Genomic DNA, 15,996 nt, shown 5'->3' on the forward strand with positions numbered 1-15,996 from the left:
GAGGCTTTTTTCTAGTTGTTCAGACTTTGTGGCTAGGGATTGTTTTTCTTGCTCAATTTGAGCCAGAGTTGTATCTAGTTGAGATGATTTTTGAGCAAAATTTTCCTTTTCAATATTGGTCTGGGTCATTTCATTTTCATATTTAGATACAAGTTTCTTTTTCTCTAATTCCAGGTCTGACAAGTTTTTTTGGAATTGTATTTGAGCGGCATTCTTCTCAATTTCAGCCTTATTGAGGCTTTTTTCTAGTTGTTCAGACTTGGCGTTTAGAGATTTTTGCTCTGCTTCAACCCGAGATATCGACTCATCTAGTTTCTCTGATTTAGCTGAAATTAATTTTTTTTCTTCTTTGATTTCATTCATTAATTCATGCAATTTTTGATTTTCAAATTGTTCATTTTTTAATTCTTGATGGAATTCTTGGAATCCTGAAGACATGCTTGATGTTTCATCATTATCAGAATTTTCAGATTTATTGTTAAACGAAAAAAATCCATCTTTAGAATTTATTTTCTTAAATCTTGAATAGACAAATAATCCACCTACTGCTGCAGCTGAGATTAATCCCATATTCATAAATGCAGTTGAGTAATCTGTTTTCCATTTTGCACTAACTGTCTTTGGACCATTCATCAAAATACTTCCAGTATTTGATGTACTTACTGTATCACCCATCCAGCCATCAAAAGAACTTTGTTGCCAGAATCCTCCTGGTTCTCTTGGAACATTGGTACCAAATGTAGCGATAGTTCCTTCATCATACCAACCTGAACCACTAGCTATGCCATGATCAGAGTTTACAGTTAATTCAAATTGTTTTTTCCATACCCCTTCAATTGATTTTGGCTCATCCATAATTACCTGAACATTTTGACCATCTGAAATTGCATCACCATTCCAGCCATCAAAAACTAATCTAGTTCCAGCAATCCCTGAATTTTGAATTTCTGAATTTATTGATGCAGTTACAATACTTCCCTCATCATAAAATCCATTTCCAATGACAGAGCCATATTTGCTTGTTGCATCCAAGTAAAACTGGTTTTTCCAATCTATTGAAATCTCAAAAGGATTATCCATTAACACGCCTGTTGCAGAAGATTTTGGATCTTTTATGTTAGCAAAATTTGAACCAGTGCTTATCCATTCATTGAGAGTTCGTTTAACATATCCATCTGATTTTGCATTAAAATTATTTATAGTGAGAGGAGCGGTAGAATTTTCATTGTGCCAGCTGACACCAATGACATCCATATTTTGAGTTGAATCTAAAATTTTCAAGCTATATTGCTTTGCCCAGTTTGCAGTGATTGTTTTTGATTCATCCATTTTGATAAAATTTGTCATCAGATTAGGGGTATTTCCATCACTCCATCCTGAAAATGCATATCGTACTCCCTCGTTTACAGGATCAACTACAAACTGTTGAGATACGCTAAAATCTACAACTTCACCAGATGAATAACTACCAGTACCTAGCGTTTTACCATAAGGGGAGATTATAGAAAGATCAAAAGTTTCTTCAGATTCATCTTGAACAAAATTTACACTGTCTTGTTTTTGTATTGGGTGAAGTGCATAAATTGCCGTAACTACTCTATCCTTATCCATTAGTACGGTTATAGGATTTCCTTCTACCCACTGATCATCAACAGTCCAACTAACAAATTCATATGCACCCCATTTTGGTTGAGCAATATCAGTTACAACCCATGAGTTCTCTTCATATAGAATTGAACCTTCAAACGGTAAACCAGTTGGTGAGGATTTTATTTTTAATTCATAAAGATTTTCATGAATTATATCATCTCCAATTTTATGATCTGCCATAACATTAGCTGTCATTTGCATTGACAACAAAATGCAAAAAAATGGCAAAATAGCTAAAATTTTTAATTTAGATTTGTCGAATATCACAACTTTATTTGGTCTGAAGTGAGTAATGCATAATGGTATGATCAGGATGATCAAACCAATTTTTTGAGAATTTGTTCAATATGATCACACACGTAATTAATTTTTTAAATCAGTAGGTACTGTATGTCTCAAATTACTGAATTGAAAGAAGAAAAAAAGGATTTTTTCAAGGAGGTTATTGAACAAACGTCATCAATTAGTAATGAAATTAATCGTGCCTTAAAATCAACCAAAGAAATCAATGGTAGGACACACATGCTCTCAACTACTGCAAAAATTGAGGCCAATCGTACAGGTGATGTAGGAAGAAATTTTCTAATTGTTTCAAATTCTATTGATGAATTGAGCACAAAAACAGACAATGCATTAGACAAGATGAAAAAAGAAACAATACAAGAAATTGAGAAATTATCAAAAGTTATAGAAAATAAATCAATAAGCATTCAAGGGAATAGATTAGCTGATCTAGCCTTGACAAATATCAGATTAATTGACAGAAATCTATTTGAGAGAACTGCAGATGTTCGTTGGTGGGCTACAGATGATATACTTGTTAAATCATTGATGGAAGATAATGATGAAAAATATCTTGAAGCATCAAAGAGATTAGAAATTATTTTAAAATCATACACTGTATATTACGATCTAGTTTTATGTGATTTACAAGGTTATTGTAAAGCATCAGGTTCTACAAAATTTAATTTAATTGGAAAGAATTTCTCATCATCACCATGGTTTACTGGTGCAATGAATTCGATGAACGGTTCAGAGTATGGGTTCCACACTGTTCATCGTTCTCCTAACATAAATAATGATTTTACCATAACATACTCATGCAAAATTCATGAAGATGGAGATGTAGAAAAAAGAGTTATCGGGGTTTTAGGAGCAGTATTCAATTGGAGAAATTTAGCTCAAAGAATTGTAGATGAGACATCATTATTAGAAGAAGAGAAAGGAAAAACTAGAGTAGTAATTTGTGATGATTCTGGAAAAGTTTTAGCTGATACAAAAGAGAAAATTTTAGAAGATACAATAAATTTTAATGGTAAAACCGAGTTATTTCAAAACGAGAAAGGGTTTTCTATTGTAGAGAGAAACGATCGTACTCAAGTAATTAGTCATGCTTTGTCTCCAGGATTTGAAGGATACAAATCACAAGAATGGCATTCTTTGATAATACAAGATACAGAAATGTCATGTAGTAATCAAGATTTGTCAAATGATGATGAATCATTGGATTCAGTAATTGATCTAGTTTCAAATCTTTCTGAAGAAACCAAAAAGGCAATTGATGAAATTAACAAGATTAATGATGAAACTCACGTTCTATCCCTAAATGCAGCCATCGAGGCTGCAAGAGTAGGTGATGCTGGACGTGGATTTGGAGTAATTTCTGGTTTTATGAGTGATTTGTCAAGAACAACTTCAAAAATCACATCAGAAATGGACGCCAATACTCAGAAAAAAATAAGAGAATTGAATTCATTCATCTCAACAAATTCTATTCAAATTAGAGGAAATAGACTAGCAAATTTATCATTTACAAATGTAGATTTAATCGACAGAGCACTGTATGAAAGAACTGCAGATGTTCGTTGGTGGGCTACAGAAAATAGTATCAGTAAAGCTCTTGTGGAAAAAACCAACGATTCACGTGACGAGTTAATTGTAAGATTAAAAACAATTCTTCAATACTATACAGTATATGATGATCTTTTAGTTTGTGACATGAATGGTAAAGTAATTGCAAATGGCCAATCAACAAATAACAAAGAAAATGCAGACATGAAAAATTCAGCATGGTTCCAAAGTGCATTAAAAACTCGAAATGGAGAAAGTTATGGATTCGACATAGTGAAAGTAAATGAAGGAGGAAAAGAATCAACTAGTTTAGTTTTTTCATGCAAAGTTCATAGAAATGGAGATGTTTCAAGAGACACTGTAGGAATTTTAGGTATTGTATTCAAGTGGGAATCATTTATTGAAGATATATTTAATGAAACTCCTCTTAATGGAAGCGAATTAGACACAAGTAATTTATTCATTTTAGATTCAAATGGAAACAAACTATCAGAATCAAAGAAGAACAAAATAAAATTTTCAGATTATGATACTTCATTATTACTAAAAGAAATTAAGAATTTTGAAATTCTTTCAAAACAAGATAATCAACTACTTTCTGGTCATGCACAATCAACTGGATACGAAGGATTTTCAACAGGTTGGCATGCATTGATAATGCAAAATAAATAATTTAATTTTTGATTATGTCAAATAGATTATAAAAATTATTACTGTGTTAATTGACTAACTTGTTTTGATATTTCTGCAGGTTCAAATGATTTTAGTAATCTGGAAAATGATTCAAGAGAAATAGGCTTTTGCATAATTGAATGAACTTCTAATTCAAATAATTCATTGACTTGATTAGATTCAAGTTCATTTGCAGTAATTACTACTACTTTTCCAGAGTGATGATAGTTTAGAAGTTCATGAAGTACATCAATTCCTGAAAATTCAGGCATTGTCAAATCCAGAAAAATTAAATCGTATTTACCATCTGTGATCATTTTAACTCCTTTTCTGCCATCCATAGTGGATTCATACTCATGACCCAAGAAACGCAATATTGTTCCAAACGAGTCAATAATTGCTTCATTATCTTCAATCTGAAGAATTTTCATAGTTTTTTTGCATTAAATTTAGTTTAATTCTTGTGTGTGTTTGAAACAAACAATCTTCAAGTATCTCATTATTTTGAGCTAACATAATGTTATCATTTCCTATCACCTTTACTCGATTAAGAAATTGCATTCGATTCGTTTTTCCAAAATTTTGATAGCTGATGATTCAGAAGCATTTAGAGCAAAAATCAAAACTATTCTTAAAGATGCCAAAGTAGGATTCTATTACTATGAAGCAATAGATGGAAACGAGGCAATTTCTCAATATGTAGAAAACAAACCTGATGTAGTTGTAATGGATATAATGATGCCTAAAAAAGGAGGCATCGAGGCAATGATTGAAATAAAAAAATATGATCCTGAAGCAAAAATTGTAGTTGCATCCACCAGAGACAACAAGGATATCATTGACGAGGCAATAAAGTCAGGTGGTGCTGCAGATTATGTCATCAAACCATTTACTGCTAGTTCTGTAGTTGGTGCTATCTCCAAACAACTTCTTTTAGGAAAAAAATATGTCACCAAAAAGACATCTAAACGACGACATCGTGAATTTGCGTTGCAAATGGGATAGTAACATCCATGTTCAAAGTTTCACTATCTTAAGAATTATAACGGTTTTTGATCCTAAAAAAATTAACGCTTGACTTTGGGCAAGATTACTGAAAATGCGGAAGGGTGGTTCCTGTAAACTAATTTGCCACCATGTTGTTCAACAATCATTTTACAAATTGACAATCCTAATCCACTTCCATGTTGCTTTGTGGTAAACATGGGTTCAAAGATTTTTTCTTGAATATCAGGACTAATTCCTTCGCCTGAATCTTCAAAATATATCTCCACACTATTTTTCATATCAATAATTTTGATTTCAATATATCCAGAATCCTTTACCGCATCTAGAGAATTAGTCAAAATATTAACAAAAACAGCATCCAGTTTCCTGGCATCACATAAGACTGTTGCATCATTTTCATCAATTGTCAGAGTGACTTTTTTAGGAATAGTCAGGTCCTCTAATGCAGAATTAATTATTGGTTTAAGAGAATTTTCTCTTAATTCCAGTTTAGTCATTCTAACAAATTCTAATACATCTTCAATAATGTGTGTCATTTTTAAAATATTTGTAGAAATTCTTTGTTGATATTTTATTTTCTCCATTACTTTCAAGTTTGGAGATTCACACAAAATATCATGAGACATTTTCAGTTTTGATAGAGGATTTCGAATATCATGTGCTAAACGAGATGTGAATTGACCAATAATTGCCATTTTTTCTGAACGGACTAAATCATCGGATTGATCTTCAATTTTTTTCTCTAAAAATACTTGTTTTAGGGCTAATTCTTTCTCTTTTTTGATTACTTTTGCCAAATCATCTTTTAGCATCGAATTTAATTTATGGTAGTTGGCTTTTTCGCCTAGAGTTGATTTTAATTCGGTTTCTAGTTTTTCATTTTTTTCTTGAATTGATTTTGTCATATTTTCAACAAAAGAAATTTTATCCTGAAGATTTTGATTCACTCTAGACATCTCTTCAACACGTTCATTTGCAAGTTTGTTCATTTCCTGCATTTTTAGATCATTTTCTTTAAGCTCTTTTTTTGCAAGATCTAGATCTTTTAATGCATTTACAGAAATTTCTGTTAGATTCTTTAATACAGAATCATCTTTGGAGACAGAATCACTTACCAGCATGAATTATGTGTATTCAGAGAAGATATTATTCAGAGTATGTTTATTTCATACGAACAAAAAATTTCAGTTATAATTTAACAAAATTTTAGAATGTAAAAAAGTCAATGCTACAGTCAAGATTTTTTTGTTAGTATTACTTTCATACTAAGACAATATAAAAAAAATATGGATAATACCATTCAAATTTCTAAAGAGATCAAGAGAACTCTAGAAAAAAATGCACCTGAGATTCTTGAAACATACCAATCTTGCATGGATGCATTAGAGGATATTGAAATAAAGGATTAGGCACAAACACTTCGATTGAAACGTGGTGATTTTAAGGACGCCATGGTTATTTTATGATGTAATTTTGAACGAAACTTGCCTAGCATTTCAGGAGTGTTTGAAGATGGAGGAGTCAATGAATCAATTGCTCCCAATTCAATTGCATCATGTACAAGACTAGAATCAGACATTGCGTAACTACTAAGAATAATTATTGGGGTTTTTCTGGCATCAGTTAAATTTTCTAAAAATGTCAAACCATCCATTTTTGGCATTTCCAAGTCTAATAGTATAACATCAGGTTTGATAGATTGAACATTCTCTAAAGCAATTTCACCATCAAAAAATGACCCTGAAACCGTACAATCTCCAAAAGAATTCACCATATCTTCAAGAAACAACCTCATTGCTCTAGAGTCATTTACAATCATTATCCGCATTTCATGCATAAAAGGACTAGATTTTGATAGGATACAAAATCGTGTGTGTTCAACTCTAACGATCTGTATGAAAATATGAAAAACTAGTTTTTCATTCTTAGAAGAAATTGATTCAATGCCTCAATACTATATTCAATTCCATGTTCTTTTTCCATGTGAACTTTGAATTTCTCAATTACTTCTTCCACTTCACCAGTAACTACAAAGTCATCATCAAATCCATAAGTTCTAGCTTTGAGTTCTGCCATGACCTAGATGCATAAACAGGGAATAAATTATCTGGTATGTCCGGATAAAACAAACTATGCGATCAATGCAGAGAATTTTAAAAAACACTCCCCCGATGGGGGAGTCGTAAAGGACGCGACATCCCATCGAGAGTAATCGATGACAACAAGTATACGGCAAATTAGTTTATTGAATATTGTATGTGCACAATAGGCAATCTGTTTAGATTTTCAAAAATTTGAAATCAATTATTTGTAGTCATAGAAATTTTTGTTTTTAGTTCCTTTAGAAATGAACGAATTTCTTCATGTTTTTTGATATTTGAATAAACCTCATAGAGTTCTTCATAGCTGAGATCAAGTTTTTTGAGATCATTTCGTGTAATTCCATAGTGATTCAAAACTGTCCAACATGTTGTAGGAGAGTTTTTGATGGTAACAATACAAGTTCCCAATCCCACAGATATCTCATACATGAATACATTATGACAATATACGATATACATTCGCTGGAAAAAACACAGCAAAATCCATTCCAGATTGGAAAAAGAGAGTAAAATTGAGAAAATTATCTTCTTTCTTCTAGTTTAATTTCCCATTTTTTTGAACCAAATCTACTTGTTTCTAGTTCCAAATGACCCAATATTTTATCGCCTTTGAGTACTCGAGCATAATCGGATTTCTTTCGACGAATAATCCGAGCTTTTTCCTTGTATCCACCTTCAATCATTTTGATGCCAAATCTCTTTCCAGCCTTCAAAAGCAGTTTTCTGACTTGACTTGAGTCTGAAGACATTGAAAATAGTTCAAAATCTCCAAAATTTTGGGTAGATAAAAGATCATTTTTTGATTCTATATCCAAATCAAGACCTTTGTCTTTTGCCTGAGAACTCAACCAGGTTGAGACCTTCTCCACATTCCCAATTTCTGTACCATAGACTTGTTGTTTCATAACCCGATTCCCTCACTAATTGATATTGGAGAACTTTTGTAGCCTAAACTGATTTAGTTCCTTCTGGCGTGCTGCGATTTTCATGAAATTCTGCTCATTTTCATTCATGAATTAATGTAGTTTTCAAGCTATAACGGGATCAGTGTGATCAAACTGATCAAACATTGTACTAGCGAACGGTTTCGGGGTTTTGAGTATTAGTCATAACGTTATTTTCTTGATTTGTTCGTGTGACCTGGGTAAATGCCTTAGGAGTGATTTTTTTTAGTAAAAAATCTAATGAGAATGGTTTTTGCATGATTTGGAGATACCCTTCTTTTGAGCTTTGAAGAGAGTCAATAATGCTTTGACCATATGCGGACAAGAATATGATTTTTTGTTGGGAACAAATTTTATGAATCTGAGCTGAAACTTCAGCACCGTTCATAATTGGCATATCTTGATCTAAAAGTACATAATCAAAAGGAGCAGATTTGTTTTTAAGAACAATTCTATGATATCTTAATTCATGTTTGTATTTTTCCAGACATGACTTGCCATCCTGAAAAATTATTACTTTGTAACCATTACTTTCAAAAAATTTTTTGTATTGAGTTGCAGTGAATTTATTGTCTTCGGCAATTAATAATTTCCTGACCATTTAATTTAGTAATTTTTTTTCTATATCAAGATGTGTTTGTAAAAAATAAGCTCATATTTCACAGATTACAGTTCCATCAGAATCTCCATTGTAAAGATCAAAAATTGCATCTACATTACAACCTGAGATATATGGATATGTCATGTCAATAGTTGGTGCCATAAGATCTTCGGGCGCAGTTGAATGACCTAATCCCAAGGCATGGCCAAATTCATGTCGCATGATAGTTTCGAGTTGACTTTTTGATAGAGAATCTACATCATAAATTGTAATGAATGCTTTAACAATTTCATTGCCTTCTAGGACTGTCTTTGTGTATCCAGAGTTTCCAGAATGATCTTTTATGTTTGATAAAATGACAATAATATCACCTTCTGAACTTGGTGAATTTGTTATTTCAAAATTAGTTGGAAGAGTAATTTTTGTTTCAGATGTTGCTTCAAGCGCACCTTTCCATCCAATATAATATGTAGAAAATGTGTTAGGAAGACCTTTGTGTAAAAGAGAGTTTTCTATCTCAATTGTTTCTGTGGATAAGATAGTGTTTTTGATAATTTCTATAGATTCATCAGGAATGGATGTTGGGTTGAGAATATTTACCTTAAGAGATTCATGAGGTAAGATTTTCCAAGCCTTGGTATACCCCATGGTATCACCTCGTAGATTTTCGACAATGTGTACACTGTTAAACAAACCAGCAGGATTTCCAAGATCACGAGAAGGGTTTTCTCCAGATGACGAGGGCATTCCTGTAAAATAGCCACCAAAAAAGATCAAAATCCCAATTTGGGCAATTAAAATGGATTTTGAATGTTTTAATTTTAATTTTTTTGAGGGGGTTTTTTCTTTATTAGATAATTGGAAGTTTTCAATTTTCCTCAAAATTTCAAACATAAGTAAATTATTTGAAAAGAATTCGATATATTCGAGTCTGTTCACCATGAACGAACGTTCATAATTGTTTAGATTGAACAGAATGCTCTTTTTCTATCGTTTTGAGGCATAGAAAACTAGTTTGCATAAAAAAATAATGATCTTTTCAATGATGATAATGCTTTCATTAATTGTATTAATCACCAACAATAACTCAAATGCAGTATTACTTTCAGAGGATTCCTATAGAATTTCTCAAATGCCTGAAACAAGATATTTTTCACAGTATGAGGAACTTAGTTCACCAGGAAATACGGTTGTAATTTACCCAATTTTGACTCAAAACGCATATTCTTGGGGAGGAATTCATGATTTCTATTCTGGATATTGTGAGACATGTACTGAAGTTGAGATAAACAATAACTATGAGCCAATTTTTTCAACAGGTGCAAAAAGTTTCAGGATTTTAGAATTTTTAGGATATTATGTGATAAATGACTTTGATGTGGATAAAAATCCAGAGATTTTAAAAGAATTTGATACTGTGATCTTGTTACATAATGAATATGTGACAGAAAATGAATTTAATGCAATTTTGAATCATCCAAACGTGATTTATCTTTATCCCGGTTCATTTGACTCTAAAGTAGAAATCAACTATGAAGAAAATCTAATGACACTTCTTAAAGGTTCATCTTATCCAACTTCTGATTCTACTAGTGGTTTTAATTGGAAATTTGATAATTCAAATTTTGAAGAAAATACTTTGTGTGAGGATTGGGAATTTTACTCAATTGATAATGGGTTTATGTTGAATTGTACTCCAGAGTACTTGATACAAGACAGTGATGATTTACTTAGAGAAATAAAAAGAATAGCATCAAATTAAAAAAAATTATTTTTTATTTTTTTTCATATAAAATATCATTCCACCAATTAATGCAGGAACCAGTATCAAAACTGGATCAATTCCACCAAGATCTGGCTTCTTAAAAGAATCATCTATTTCATCAGGTAAAACTTGGACAGTAGTAGCATTAACTTTAACAATTTTTGATGCATATGCTGATTGAATTGGCCCATTATTGATAGTCGCATGGATTTTTACAGACTCATTGGAAGTTGGGATAATTGATGCCACTGCTTCACCAGTAGGACCTGTTTTTTCATCAGCAATAGTGGTAATTCCACCATCAAAATCCCAGGTAACATGAGCATTTCTGAGAGGGGCGTTGTTCTGTTTTGCTAAAATAGATACAAGGAACGATTCACCCGCATCAATAAGATCAGCACTAGTAATCTGTATTGTTGGAGTGAGATCGCCAATGATAATTTCTTCAGTTACAACGGGTAATCCTTCAGAAACGAGTGAAATTTCAGTGGTGCCTGAACCTAATGGAATTAATTCAAATGTAGTAAAACTAGTTTCTTTAGGAATAATTACATTTTTTTCAAAATCAATAACAGATGATTGAGAAGAGAAAATTTTTACTGCAATATCATTTTCTGCAGAAATAGGTAAACCACTACCATCTAAAACTTGAATAGTAAAGATGTCAGAGATCCCATTATACAATTTCTCTGAAAAATCTAATTGAAGGGAGGATGGTTCTGTGATAACACTAGTCATCATCAAACTTGTTTCAAAGTTATCAAAACTAAATTGTAATTCTTCTTCGCCTTCTTCAACTGCTGTGATAGGAATTAATGTGAAATAGGGATAATATTGGATCAAATCCTCTTCAATTTTAAATACAGATGAATCAGAGATTTGGATTTTTTGATTTTCAGGGATTTTAAATAATTCTCCATTTGAGGATTCCAAGTAAGAGATTATCCAATGAGTTTTTCCTTTTGGAATTGAATCAGAAACACTATGAATTTCTAGAGAAACAGAATCTTCAGAAAATCCATGAATTGTCAATGATGTCAATTCAGAATTCAAAATTTGTGGTTTAATATCCGTTGTAGAAGGAACAAAACTTCCAATTTGACCAAAAACAAGAGCAGAGCTATATCCCTGATGTAATGTAGTAGTTTCAATAGAAACTAGATCATCTGAAGAAGTAAATGGAACAACGATGTCTCTATCAGCTGTTACCGGATGTCCATTTACATCCTCTAGATAAATTACACCTACTAATTGTCTAGAGCCATCTGCCAAAACATCTATGGATTCAAATTTTACTTCTTCATCCCCATAAACCTCAACATCAAGAGTTTCAAAGGTCTCTTCCACCACTACAAGAGGGTCTTGAGAAGTTACAGTAATGGTGTGAGAATCAGTTATGCCCTTTTGAATAGAGAATATTTCATGACCAAAAGAAAATCCTTCTTTAATATGGAAATAACCAGAAGGATTAAGTGAATTGATATCTGTGCTTGAATTCACCTCTTCAGATTCAAGAGGAATTTCATAAAAAATTGTGATATCTTTGCTTGCTCTAATTAATTCACCATCCGAAAATAATTGAGCAACAATATGTCCATTTGCAGTATTAGATGAACTTAATGTTTTTGGAAAGACAGAAATCTTAATTGTTTGTTCAGGACTTTCATCCACAGTTAGCAATTCAAAAGATTCTAAATCATTAGATTTAGCGGATATGGTTGTGATGCCAGAATTTAGATTAGTGAAAATTTTATTTGCACTAAATTCATCTTTTGAAATAATCAAATTAGAATTTTCAATTGGAATAATTCCAGATTTTGAAGCACTAAGTTTTACAAAAAAATCATTGTCTGCTTGAGTTACAATTCCATTACTGTCTGTCAGAGTTAAAGTCAAAACTACATGTGAATTTTCATCATTTTTTACTGTGGCAGGAAAAATATCTAATGAAAGATTACTTGGAGAATTATTTCCATACACAGTGATTGGAATCTCTAAAGGATGATTTCCATCAACAAAAGCATACAAGAATGTGGAACCTTCAATATTTGCTTTTAGAGATATTCTATTTTTAAATTCATGAGTTTCTACAAAATCTAGAACTTCAACGATAGAATTATCTAATGACTCAATACGAATATTATCAATTTTTTCAAGAATAATTTGATTTTTAGCAGTTTGATAAATTTCTAAAATAAAGATGTCACCCTCATGGATCTTTTGAGGAGACAAATCATAATTTAGATCAAAAGTTGATTCAGCTGCAAAAGAATTTTCTATTGTTACAATAAACATTAAAAAGATTATTGCAAAAGCCAGTGTTTTCAATATATAAAAAAATGGAATTAGTCATATAATTTCCAGTTCACCCAAATTGAACGTACAGACTTTTTCAAAAAATTAGCCACAGTTCAAACAATTTGAACGTACAGAATGCTATTAGATGAAAAAAATAATCATATGAAATGTCAGCAAATTCTGCACTAGTTAAATTAAAGATGGTTAATGGCCTAATAGGAAGTATTTTAGATGAAAATGGTATAAAAATTCAAACATTATTCCCCAATATTCCTAAAATTAGTTCAGAAAATCAAGCAAAAATTGAAAAATTATTAGATTCTAGAAATAGAGTCAAAGAGGCAATTGATGATGCTGAATGTGATGATTTTGCAGATGAGCTCAATTTGGCAAATTTTTTCTTGGTATGTAGAAAGTATGAAGAATCAATAAAATATTACGATGGTGCCCTTGCAAAAAACCCAGTTTCATATACTGCATTATGCAACAAAGGCTTGTGTCTATGGAAATTATCTAAAAATAAACAAGCAGAAGAATGCTATGATAAAGCATTAGAAATCTACAAAAATATTCCTGAAGCATTTTTTGTAAAAGGTAAGATTGCAAATGAAAAGAAAGAATTGGAAAAAGCAGTAAATAATTTTGAAAAAGCATTAGAATTAGAGCCAAACAATATTGAATGTAAATTTAATCTAGGAAAAAGTTTGATAAAAATAGGAAGTAAAAATAAAGGAATGTCTAAATTAGAAGAGATAGTTTCTGAAGTAAATCATCCAGAATCCTTACTCTTATTAGGACAGACGAATTTAAAAGATAATAAATTTGAGAAAAGTATCTCATACTTAGAGAAACTTATTGAAATATCTCCCAATCACATTGATGCAAATATAGCACTTGGAAAATCATATTTGGCAAATAATAATTTCAATCAATCAATTTCACATTTCCAAAAAGTTTTAGAAAGATCACCTAACAATATTGAATCAATACTTCAACTGGGAGAAGTTCATTTGAGAATTAATAATTTTAATGATTCTCTAGAAAAGTTTGATAGAGTGTTAGAATTGTCACCAAATCACCCTCAAGCATTAGAACAAAAAATATCAGTACTAGAGAAAATGGGGAAGACAAAAGAAGCAATTCAATGTTGTAATACTATAGAAGAAGTTAATCCTAATTCAAAAGAAATTCTTTTGAAAAAAGGAATTTTACTATACAACTGTAATGAACCAGGGAAAGCACTAGCAATTTTCAATAATATTTTAGGAAAATCAAAAGAGAACAATCAGGCCCTATTATACAAAGCACGAATTTTTGTCCAAAAAGAGGAATTCCAAGAAGCATTGTTATGTTTAGAGAATATTCTAGGTTTTGATAATTTTAATCAGGAAGCTCTTGAAGAAGCTGTTAGAATTTCATTAAAAATTGGAGAATATGATCAGGGTCTAGCATATGTAGAGAAAGTGTTAGCAGAGAAACCCAATTTCAACGAATTTAAAGCGAAAAAGGCGGAAATTCTTTCGATTCTTGGACGTTATGAGGAGGCAGGTAAAGAATATCTACAATTACTTTGTGAAAGGGATGACAAAGGAAAAATTTCATATGATTTAGGTAAAATTCATTTAATTTTAAAGAATTATGAGAAATCAATTGAATTTTTTGATAAATCTTTGGAGAAAAGGCAATTTGATTCAAAAATTTTATTCAAAAAATCAGAAGCATTTTCACATTTAGGAAAATTTGATTCAGCAATTCTTTGTTTGGAACAAATTTCAGAAGATGACAGACTATACGATTTTGCTCAATATGAGAAATCAAAAATTCAAATGATGAAAGGAAATACGAAACAAGCTTTGGAACTTTTGAAGAAGGTCACTAATTCAAATGAGATGTTTAAGATAGTGGCAAGTAATGAAACAATATTTGAAAATATTGTTTAAGAAAATTAATTTTGAATAATAAAATAAAAGGAAAAATTATTGTGTAGAAAGTGTCTTTAGAGGTTTTGATTTCTTCCACAAGTGTGTACATAGACTGAACATGTTTTCAACCATTTCTGCTGAATTAGTATACATGATTGAATCAACATCATCATTCAAGTCCATAGATTCTTTCATTGCACCAGACATTATCAATTGGTTTTTAGATTCTACAATCATTCTACTTTTTGAAGGTAGTTTTCCAATTTTTATATCAGGGGTTCCAAGTTGTTCAATAATTTCCATTGCTTTTGCGGTACATTCTTCTGTAATTATTCGAACTTCTCCACCAGCATTAATTCTTGCATGAATTTTATCTGGAATTGATGTATGGTACATTCGCATCAAATCATCAGATGTAGTTACCAAGAAAATCTTTTCAGTAGATTCTTGAATCAATTTTCCAATTCTAGTATAGATGTTTGATCTTCCTTGAACAATTGAGAAGGATGATAAATCTGTTGGAGCAGATTCTCTTTCAAAGTTGTTCAAGTTTTCAACAAGAGAATGAGCTAGTTTTTGTAACATAACTATTTCATCTTCCTTTTTCTGAATAATGCTTGTCAATGCTTCTGCAGGTTTTACTGCATTTACAATAGTTGGGTTTGAAAATGTTGTTGATATAACTCCCATGTTTCTAAGTTTGTTCAATGATCTGTAAGCTTTACCACGATCAACATCTAATTTTTGTGCCATGGTTCCAACTGTTACAGAACCCATTTGTAACAAACCAACATAGATTTTGGCATCAATTTCTTCTAATCCAAAATGAACTAGAGATTCACAAACCTCATCTTTGCTTAACATCGTACCTTTACCTCCTCATACTTGGTGGTATTTATTTTTGATCTATCATGTGAATTTTTAAAATATGACAGATGTCGCGTTTGATGTTTCATTATCATACAATTAGGTTGAAAGATAATTAGATCCTGTGTGTATTTTACAAACGAACAAGGATTTTGCTGGAATCTGTACGATCACTGTAAACACACGCTAGGATATACCAATATCTCGTTTTTATTATTCAATGAAATTACAACGAAAGGGAACGCGACATTCTCATCGTGGAGTCATCGGTGTAGAGTCTGCAATTGTCATGATTGCATTTGTAATTGTAGCAGCA

The 15,996-nt window shown here is 31.4% G+C and carries 17 protein-coding genes; 6 read left to right on the forward strand and 11 right to left on the reverse strand.

All coding sequences use genetic code 11. From position 1 onward, the window contains the following. A partial coding sequence (locus Q0941_RS02945; RefSeq protein WP_299291207.1) for a hypothetical protein occupies positions 1 to 1,845 on the reverse strand: 1,845 nt, incomplete at its 3' end. 195 nt (positions 1,846 to 2,040) lie between these two features. Here Q0941_RS02945 and Q0941_RS02950 point away from each other — a divergent pair. Then, complete coding sequence (locus Q0941_RS02950; protein ID WP_299291209.1) at positions 2,041 to 4,173, forward strand: cache domain-containing protein; 2,133 nt, start codon at positions 2,041 to 2,043, stop codon at positions 4,171 to 4,173. Positions 4,174 to 4,211: 38 nt separating this feature from the next. On the opposite strand, the gene Q0941_RS02955 is transcribed toward Q0941_RS02950, so the two are convergent. After that, positions 4,212 to 4,604, reverse strand: a complete 393-nt coding sequence (locus Q0941_RS02955; RefSeq protein WP_299291211.1) for a response regulator — start codon at positions 4,602 to 4,604, stop codon at positions 4,212 to 4,214. Between the two features lie 151 nt (positions 4,605 to 4,755). Here Q0941_RS02955 and Q0941_RS02960 point away from each other — a divergent pair, with 151 nt between their 5' ends. Beyond that, positions 4,756 to 5,178 carry a response regulator gene (locus Q0941_RS02960; protein WP_299291213.1) on the forward strand — a complete coding sequence of 141 codons (423 nt, stop codon included), beginning with the start codon at positions 4,756 to 4,758 and terminating at the stop codon, positions 5,176 to 5,178. 62 nt (positions 5,179 to 5,240) lie between these two features. Here the strand turns inward: Q0941_RS02960 and Q0941_RS02965 are convergent, their stop codons facing one another. Then, positions 5,241 to 6,302 carry a HAMP domain-containing sensor histidine kinase gene (locus tag Q0941_RS02965; RefSeq protein WP_299291215.1) on the reverse strand — a complete coding sequence of 354 codons (1,062 nt, stop codon included), beginning with the start codon at positions 6,300 to 6,302 and terminating at the stop codon, positions 5,241 to 5,243. A 165-nt stretch (positions 6,303 to 6,467) separates the two neighbouring features. Between Q0941_RS02965 and Q0941_RS02970 the strand changes: the two genes are divergently transcribed. Continuing rightward, the gene (locus tag Q0941_RS02970) at positions 6,468 to 6,590 is read left to right on the forward strand and encodes a hypothetical protein (protein ID WP_299291217.1); all 123 of its coding nucleotides are present in this window, start codon (positions 6,468 to 6,470) and stop codon (positions 6,588 to 6,590) included. Here the strand turns inward: Q0941_RS02970 and Q0941_RS02975 are convergent. From Q0941_RS02975 to Q0941_RS03000, 6 genes are all read right to left on the reverse strand, one after another. Continuing rightward, positions 6,587 to 7,018: a response regulator gene (locus Q0941_RS02975; RefSeq protein ID WP_299291218.1), complete on the reverse strand. Its 432-nt coding sequence runs from the start codon at positions 7,016 to 7,018 to the stop codon at positions 6,587 to 6,589. The two genes, Q0941_RS02970 and Q0941_RS02975, sit on opposite strands and share 4 nt — an antisense overlap. 74 nt (positions 7,019 to 7,092) lie before the next feature. Further along, complete coding sequence (locus tag Q0941_RS02980) at positions 7,093 to 7,257, reverse strand: DUF1059 domain-containing protein (protein WP_299291220.1); 165 nt, start codon at positions 7,255 to 7,257, stop codon at positions 7,093 to 7,095. Positions 7,258 to 7,481: 224 nt separating this feature from the next. Further along, complete coding sequence (locus tag Q0941_RS02985) at positions 7,482 to 7,712, reverse strand: hypothetical protein (RefSeq protein WP_299291222.1); 231 nt, start codon at positions 7,710 to 7,712, stop codon at positions 7,482 to 7,484. Positions 7,713 to 7,804: 92 nt separating this feature from the next. Further along, positions 7,805 to 8,188 carry a hypothetical protein gene (locus tag Q0941_RS02990; protein WP_299291224.1) on the reverse strand — a complete coding sequence of 128 codons (384 nt, stop codon included), beginning with the start codon at positions 8,186 to 8,188 and terminating at the stop codon, positions 7,805 to 7,807. Positions 8,189 to 8,357: 169 nt separating this feature from the next. Then, entirely contained in the window at positions 8,358 to 8,828 is a 471-nt protein-coding gene (locus Q0941_RS02995; RefSeq protein ID WP_299291226.1) for a response regulator, read from the reverse strand. Between the two features lie 51 nt (positions 8,829 to 8,879). Then, positions 8,880 to 9,722, reverse strand: a complete 843-nt coding sequence (locus Q0941_RS03000; protein ID WP_299291228.1) for a M57 family metalloprotease — start codon at positions 9,720 to 9,722, stop codon at positions 8,880 to 8,882. Positions 9,723 to 9,843: 121 nt separating this feature from the next. Here Q0941_RS03000 and Q0941_RS03005 point away from each other — a divergent pair, with 121 nt between their 5' ends. Continuing rightward, on the forward strand, positions 9,844 to 10,590 hold the full coding sequence (locus tag Q0941_RS03005) for a hypothetical protein (RefSeq protein WP_299291230.1): 747 nt from the start codon (positions 9,844 to 9,846) through the stop codon (positions 10,588 to 10,590). A 6-nt stretch (positions 10,591 to 10,596) separates the two neighbouring features. Here Q0941_RS03005 and Q0941_RS03010 read toward each other — a convergent pair whose 3' ends face one another. After that, complete coding sequence (locus tag Q0941_RS03010; protein WP_299291232.1) at positions 10,597 to 12,921, reverse strand: hypothetical protein; 2,325 nt, start codon at positions 12,919 to 12,921, stop codon at positions 10,597 to 10,599. A gap of 137 nt (positions 12,922 to 13,058) precedes the next feature. Here Q0941_RS03010 and Q0941_RS03015 point away from each other — a divergent pair, with 137 nt between their 5' ends. Continuing rightward, the gene (locus Q0941_RS03015; protein ID WP_299291234.1) at positions 13,059 to 14,831 is read left to right on the forward strand and encodes a tetratricopeptide repeat protein; all 1,773 of its coding nucleotides are present in this window, start codon (positions 13,059 to 13,061) and stop codon (positions 14,829 to 14,831) included. A 36-nt stretch (positions 14,832 to 14,867) separates the two neighbouring features. Here Q0941_RS03015 and Q0941_RS03020 read toward each other — a convergent pair whose 3' ends face one another. Beyond that, entirely contained in the window at positions 14,868 to 15,677 is an 810-nt protein-coding gene (locus tag Q0941_RS03020) for a TrmB family transcriptional regulator (RefSeq protein ID WP_299291236.1), read from the reverse strand. Between the two features lie 223 nt (positions 15,678 to 15,900). Here Q0941_RS03020 and Q0941_RS03025 point away from each other — a divergent pair. Beyond that, positions 15,901 to 15,996, forward strand: a 96-nt coding sequence (locus Q0941_RS03025; RefSeq protein ID WP_367277465.1) for an archaellin/type IV pilin N-terminal domain-containing protein, incomplete at its 3' end; no start/stop codon positions are given.

The organism is Candidatus Nitrosopumilus sp., assembly GCF_028278985.1.
Taxonomy (GTDB): domain Archaea; phylum Thermoproteota; class Nitrososphaeria; order Nitrososphaerales; family Nitrosopumilaceae; genus Nitrosopumilus.

What these genes read in the sequence shown, in the direction of transcription:
- Q0941_RS02970 (WP_299291217.1), top strand. Translation starts at nt 6,468, where the DNA reads ATGGATAATACCATTCAAATTTCTAAAGAGATCAAGAGAACTCTAGAA.
- Q0941_RS02985 (WP_299291222.1), bottom strand. Translation starts at nt 7,712, where the DNA reads ATGTATGAGATATCTGTGGGATTGGGAACTTGTATTGTTACCATCAAA.
- Q0941_RS03020 (WP_299291236.1), bottom strand. Translation starts at nt 15,677, where the DNA reads ATGTTAAGCAAAGATGAGGTTTGTGAATCTCTAGTTCATTTTGGATTA.
- Q0941_RS03000 (WP_299291228.1), bottom strand. Translation starts at nt 9,722, where the DNA reads ATGTTTGAAATTTTGAGGAAAATTGAAAACTTCCAATTATCTAATAAA.
- Q0941_RS02965 (WP_299291215.1), bottom strand. Translation starts at nt 6,302, where the DNA reads ATGCTGGTAAGTGATTCTGTCTCCAAAGATGATTCTGTATTAAAGAAT.
- Q0941_RS02990 (WP_299291224.1), bottom strand. Translation starts at nt 8,188, where the DNA reads ATGAAACAACAAGTCTATGGTACAGAAATTGGGAATGTGGAGAAGGTC.
- Q0941_RS02955 (WP_299291211.1), bottom strand. Translation starts at nt 4,604, where the DNA reads ATGAAAATTCTTCAGATTGAAGATAATGAAGCAATTATTGACTCGTTT.
- Q0941_RS02950 (WP_299291209.1), top strand. Translation starts at nt 2,041, where the DNA reads ATGTCTCAAATTACTGAATTGAAAGAAGAAAAAAAGGATTTTTTCAAG.
- Q0941_RS03015 (WP_299291234.1), top strand. Translation starts at nt 13,059, where the DNA reads ATGTCAGCAAATTCTGCACTAGTTAAATTAAAGATGGTTAATGGCCTA.
- Q0941_RS02980 (WP_299291220.1), bottom strand. Translation starts at nt 7,257, where the DNA reads ATGGCAGAACTCAAAGCTAGAACTTATGGATTTGATGATGACTTTGTA.
- Q0941_RS02975 (WP_299291218.1), bottom strand. Translation starts at nt 7,018, where the DNA reads ATGCATGAAATGCGGATAATGATTGTAAATGACTCTAGAGCAATGAGG.
- Q0941_RS02995 (WP_299291226.1), bottom strand. Translation starts at nt 8,828, where the DNA reads ATGGTCAGGAAATTATTAATTGCCGAAGACAATAAATTCACTGCAACT.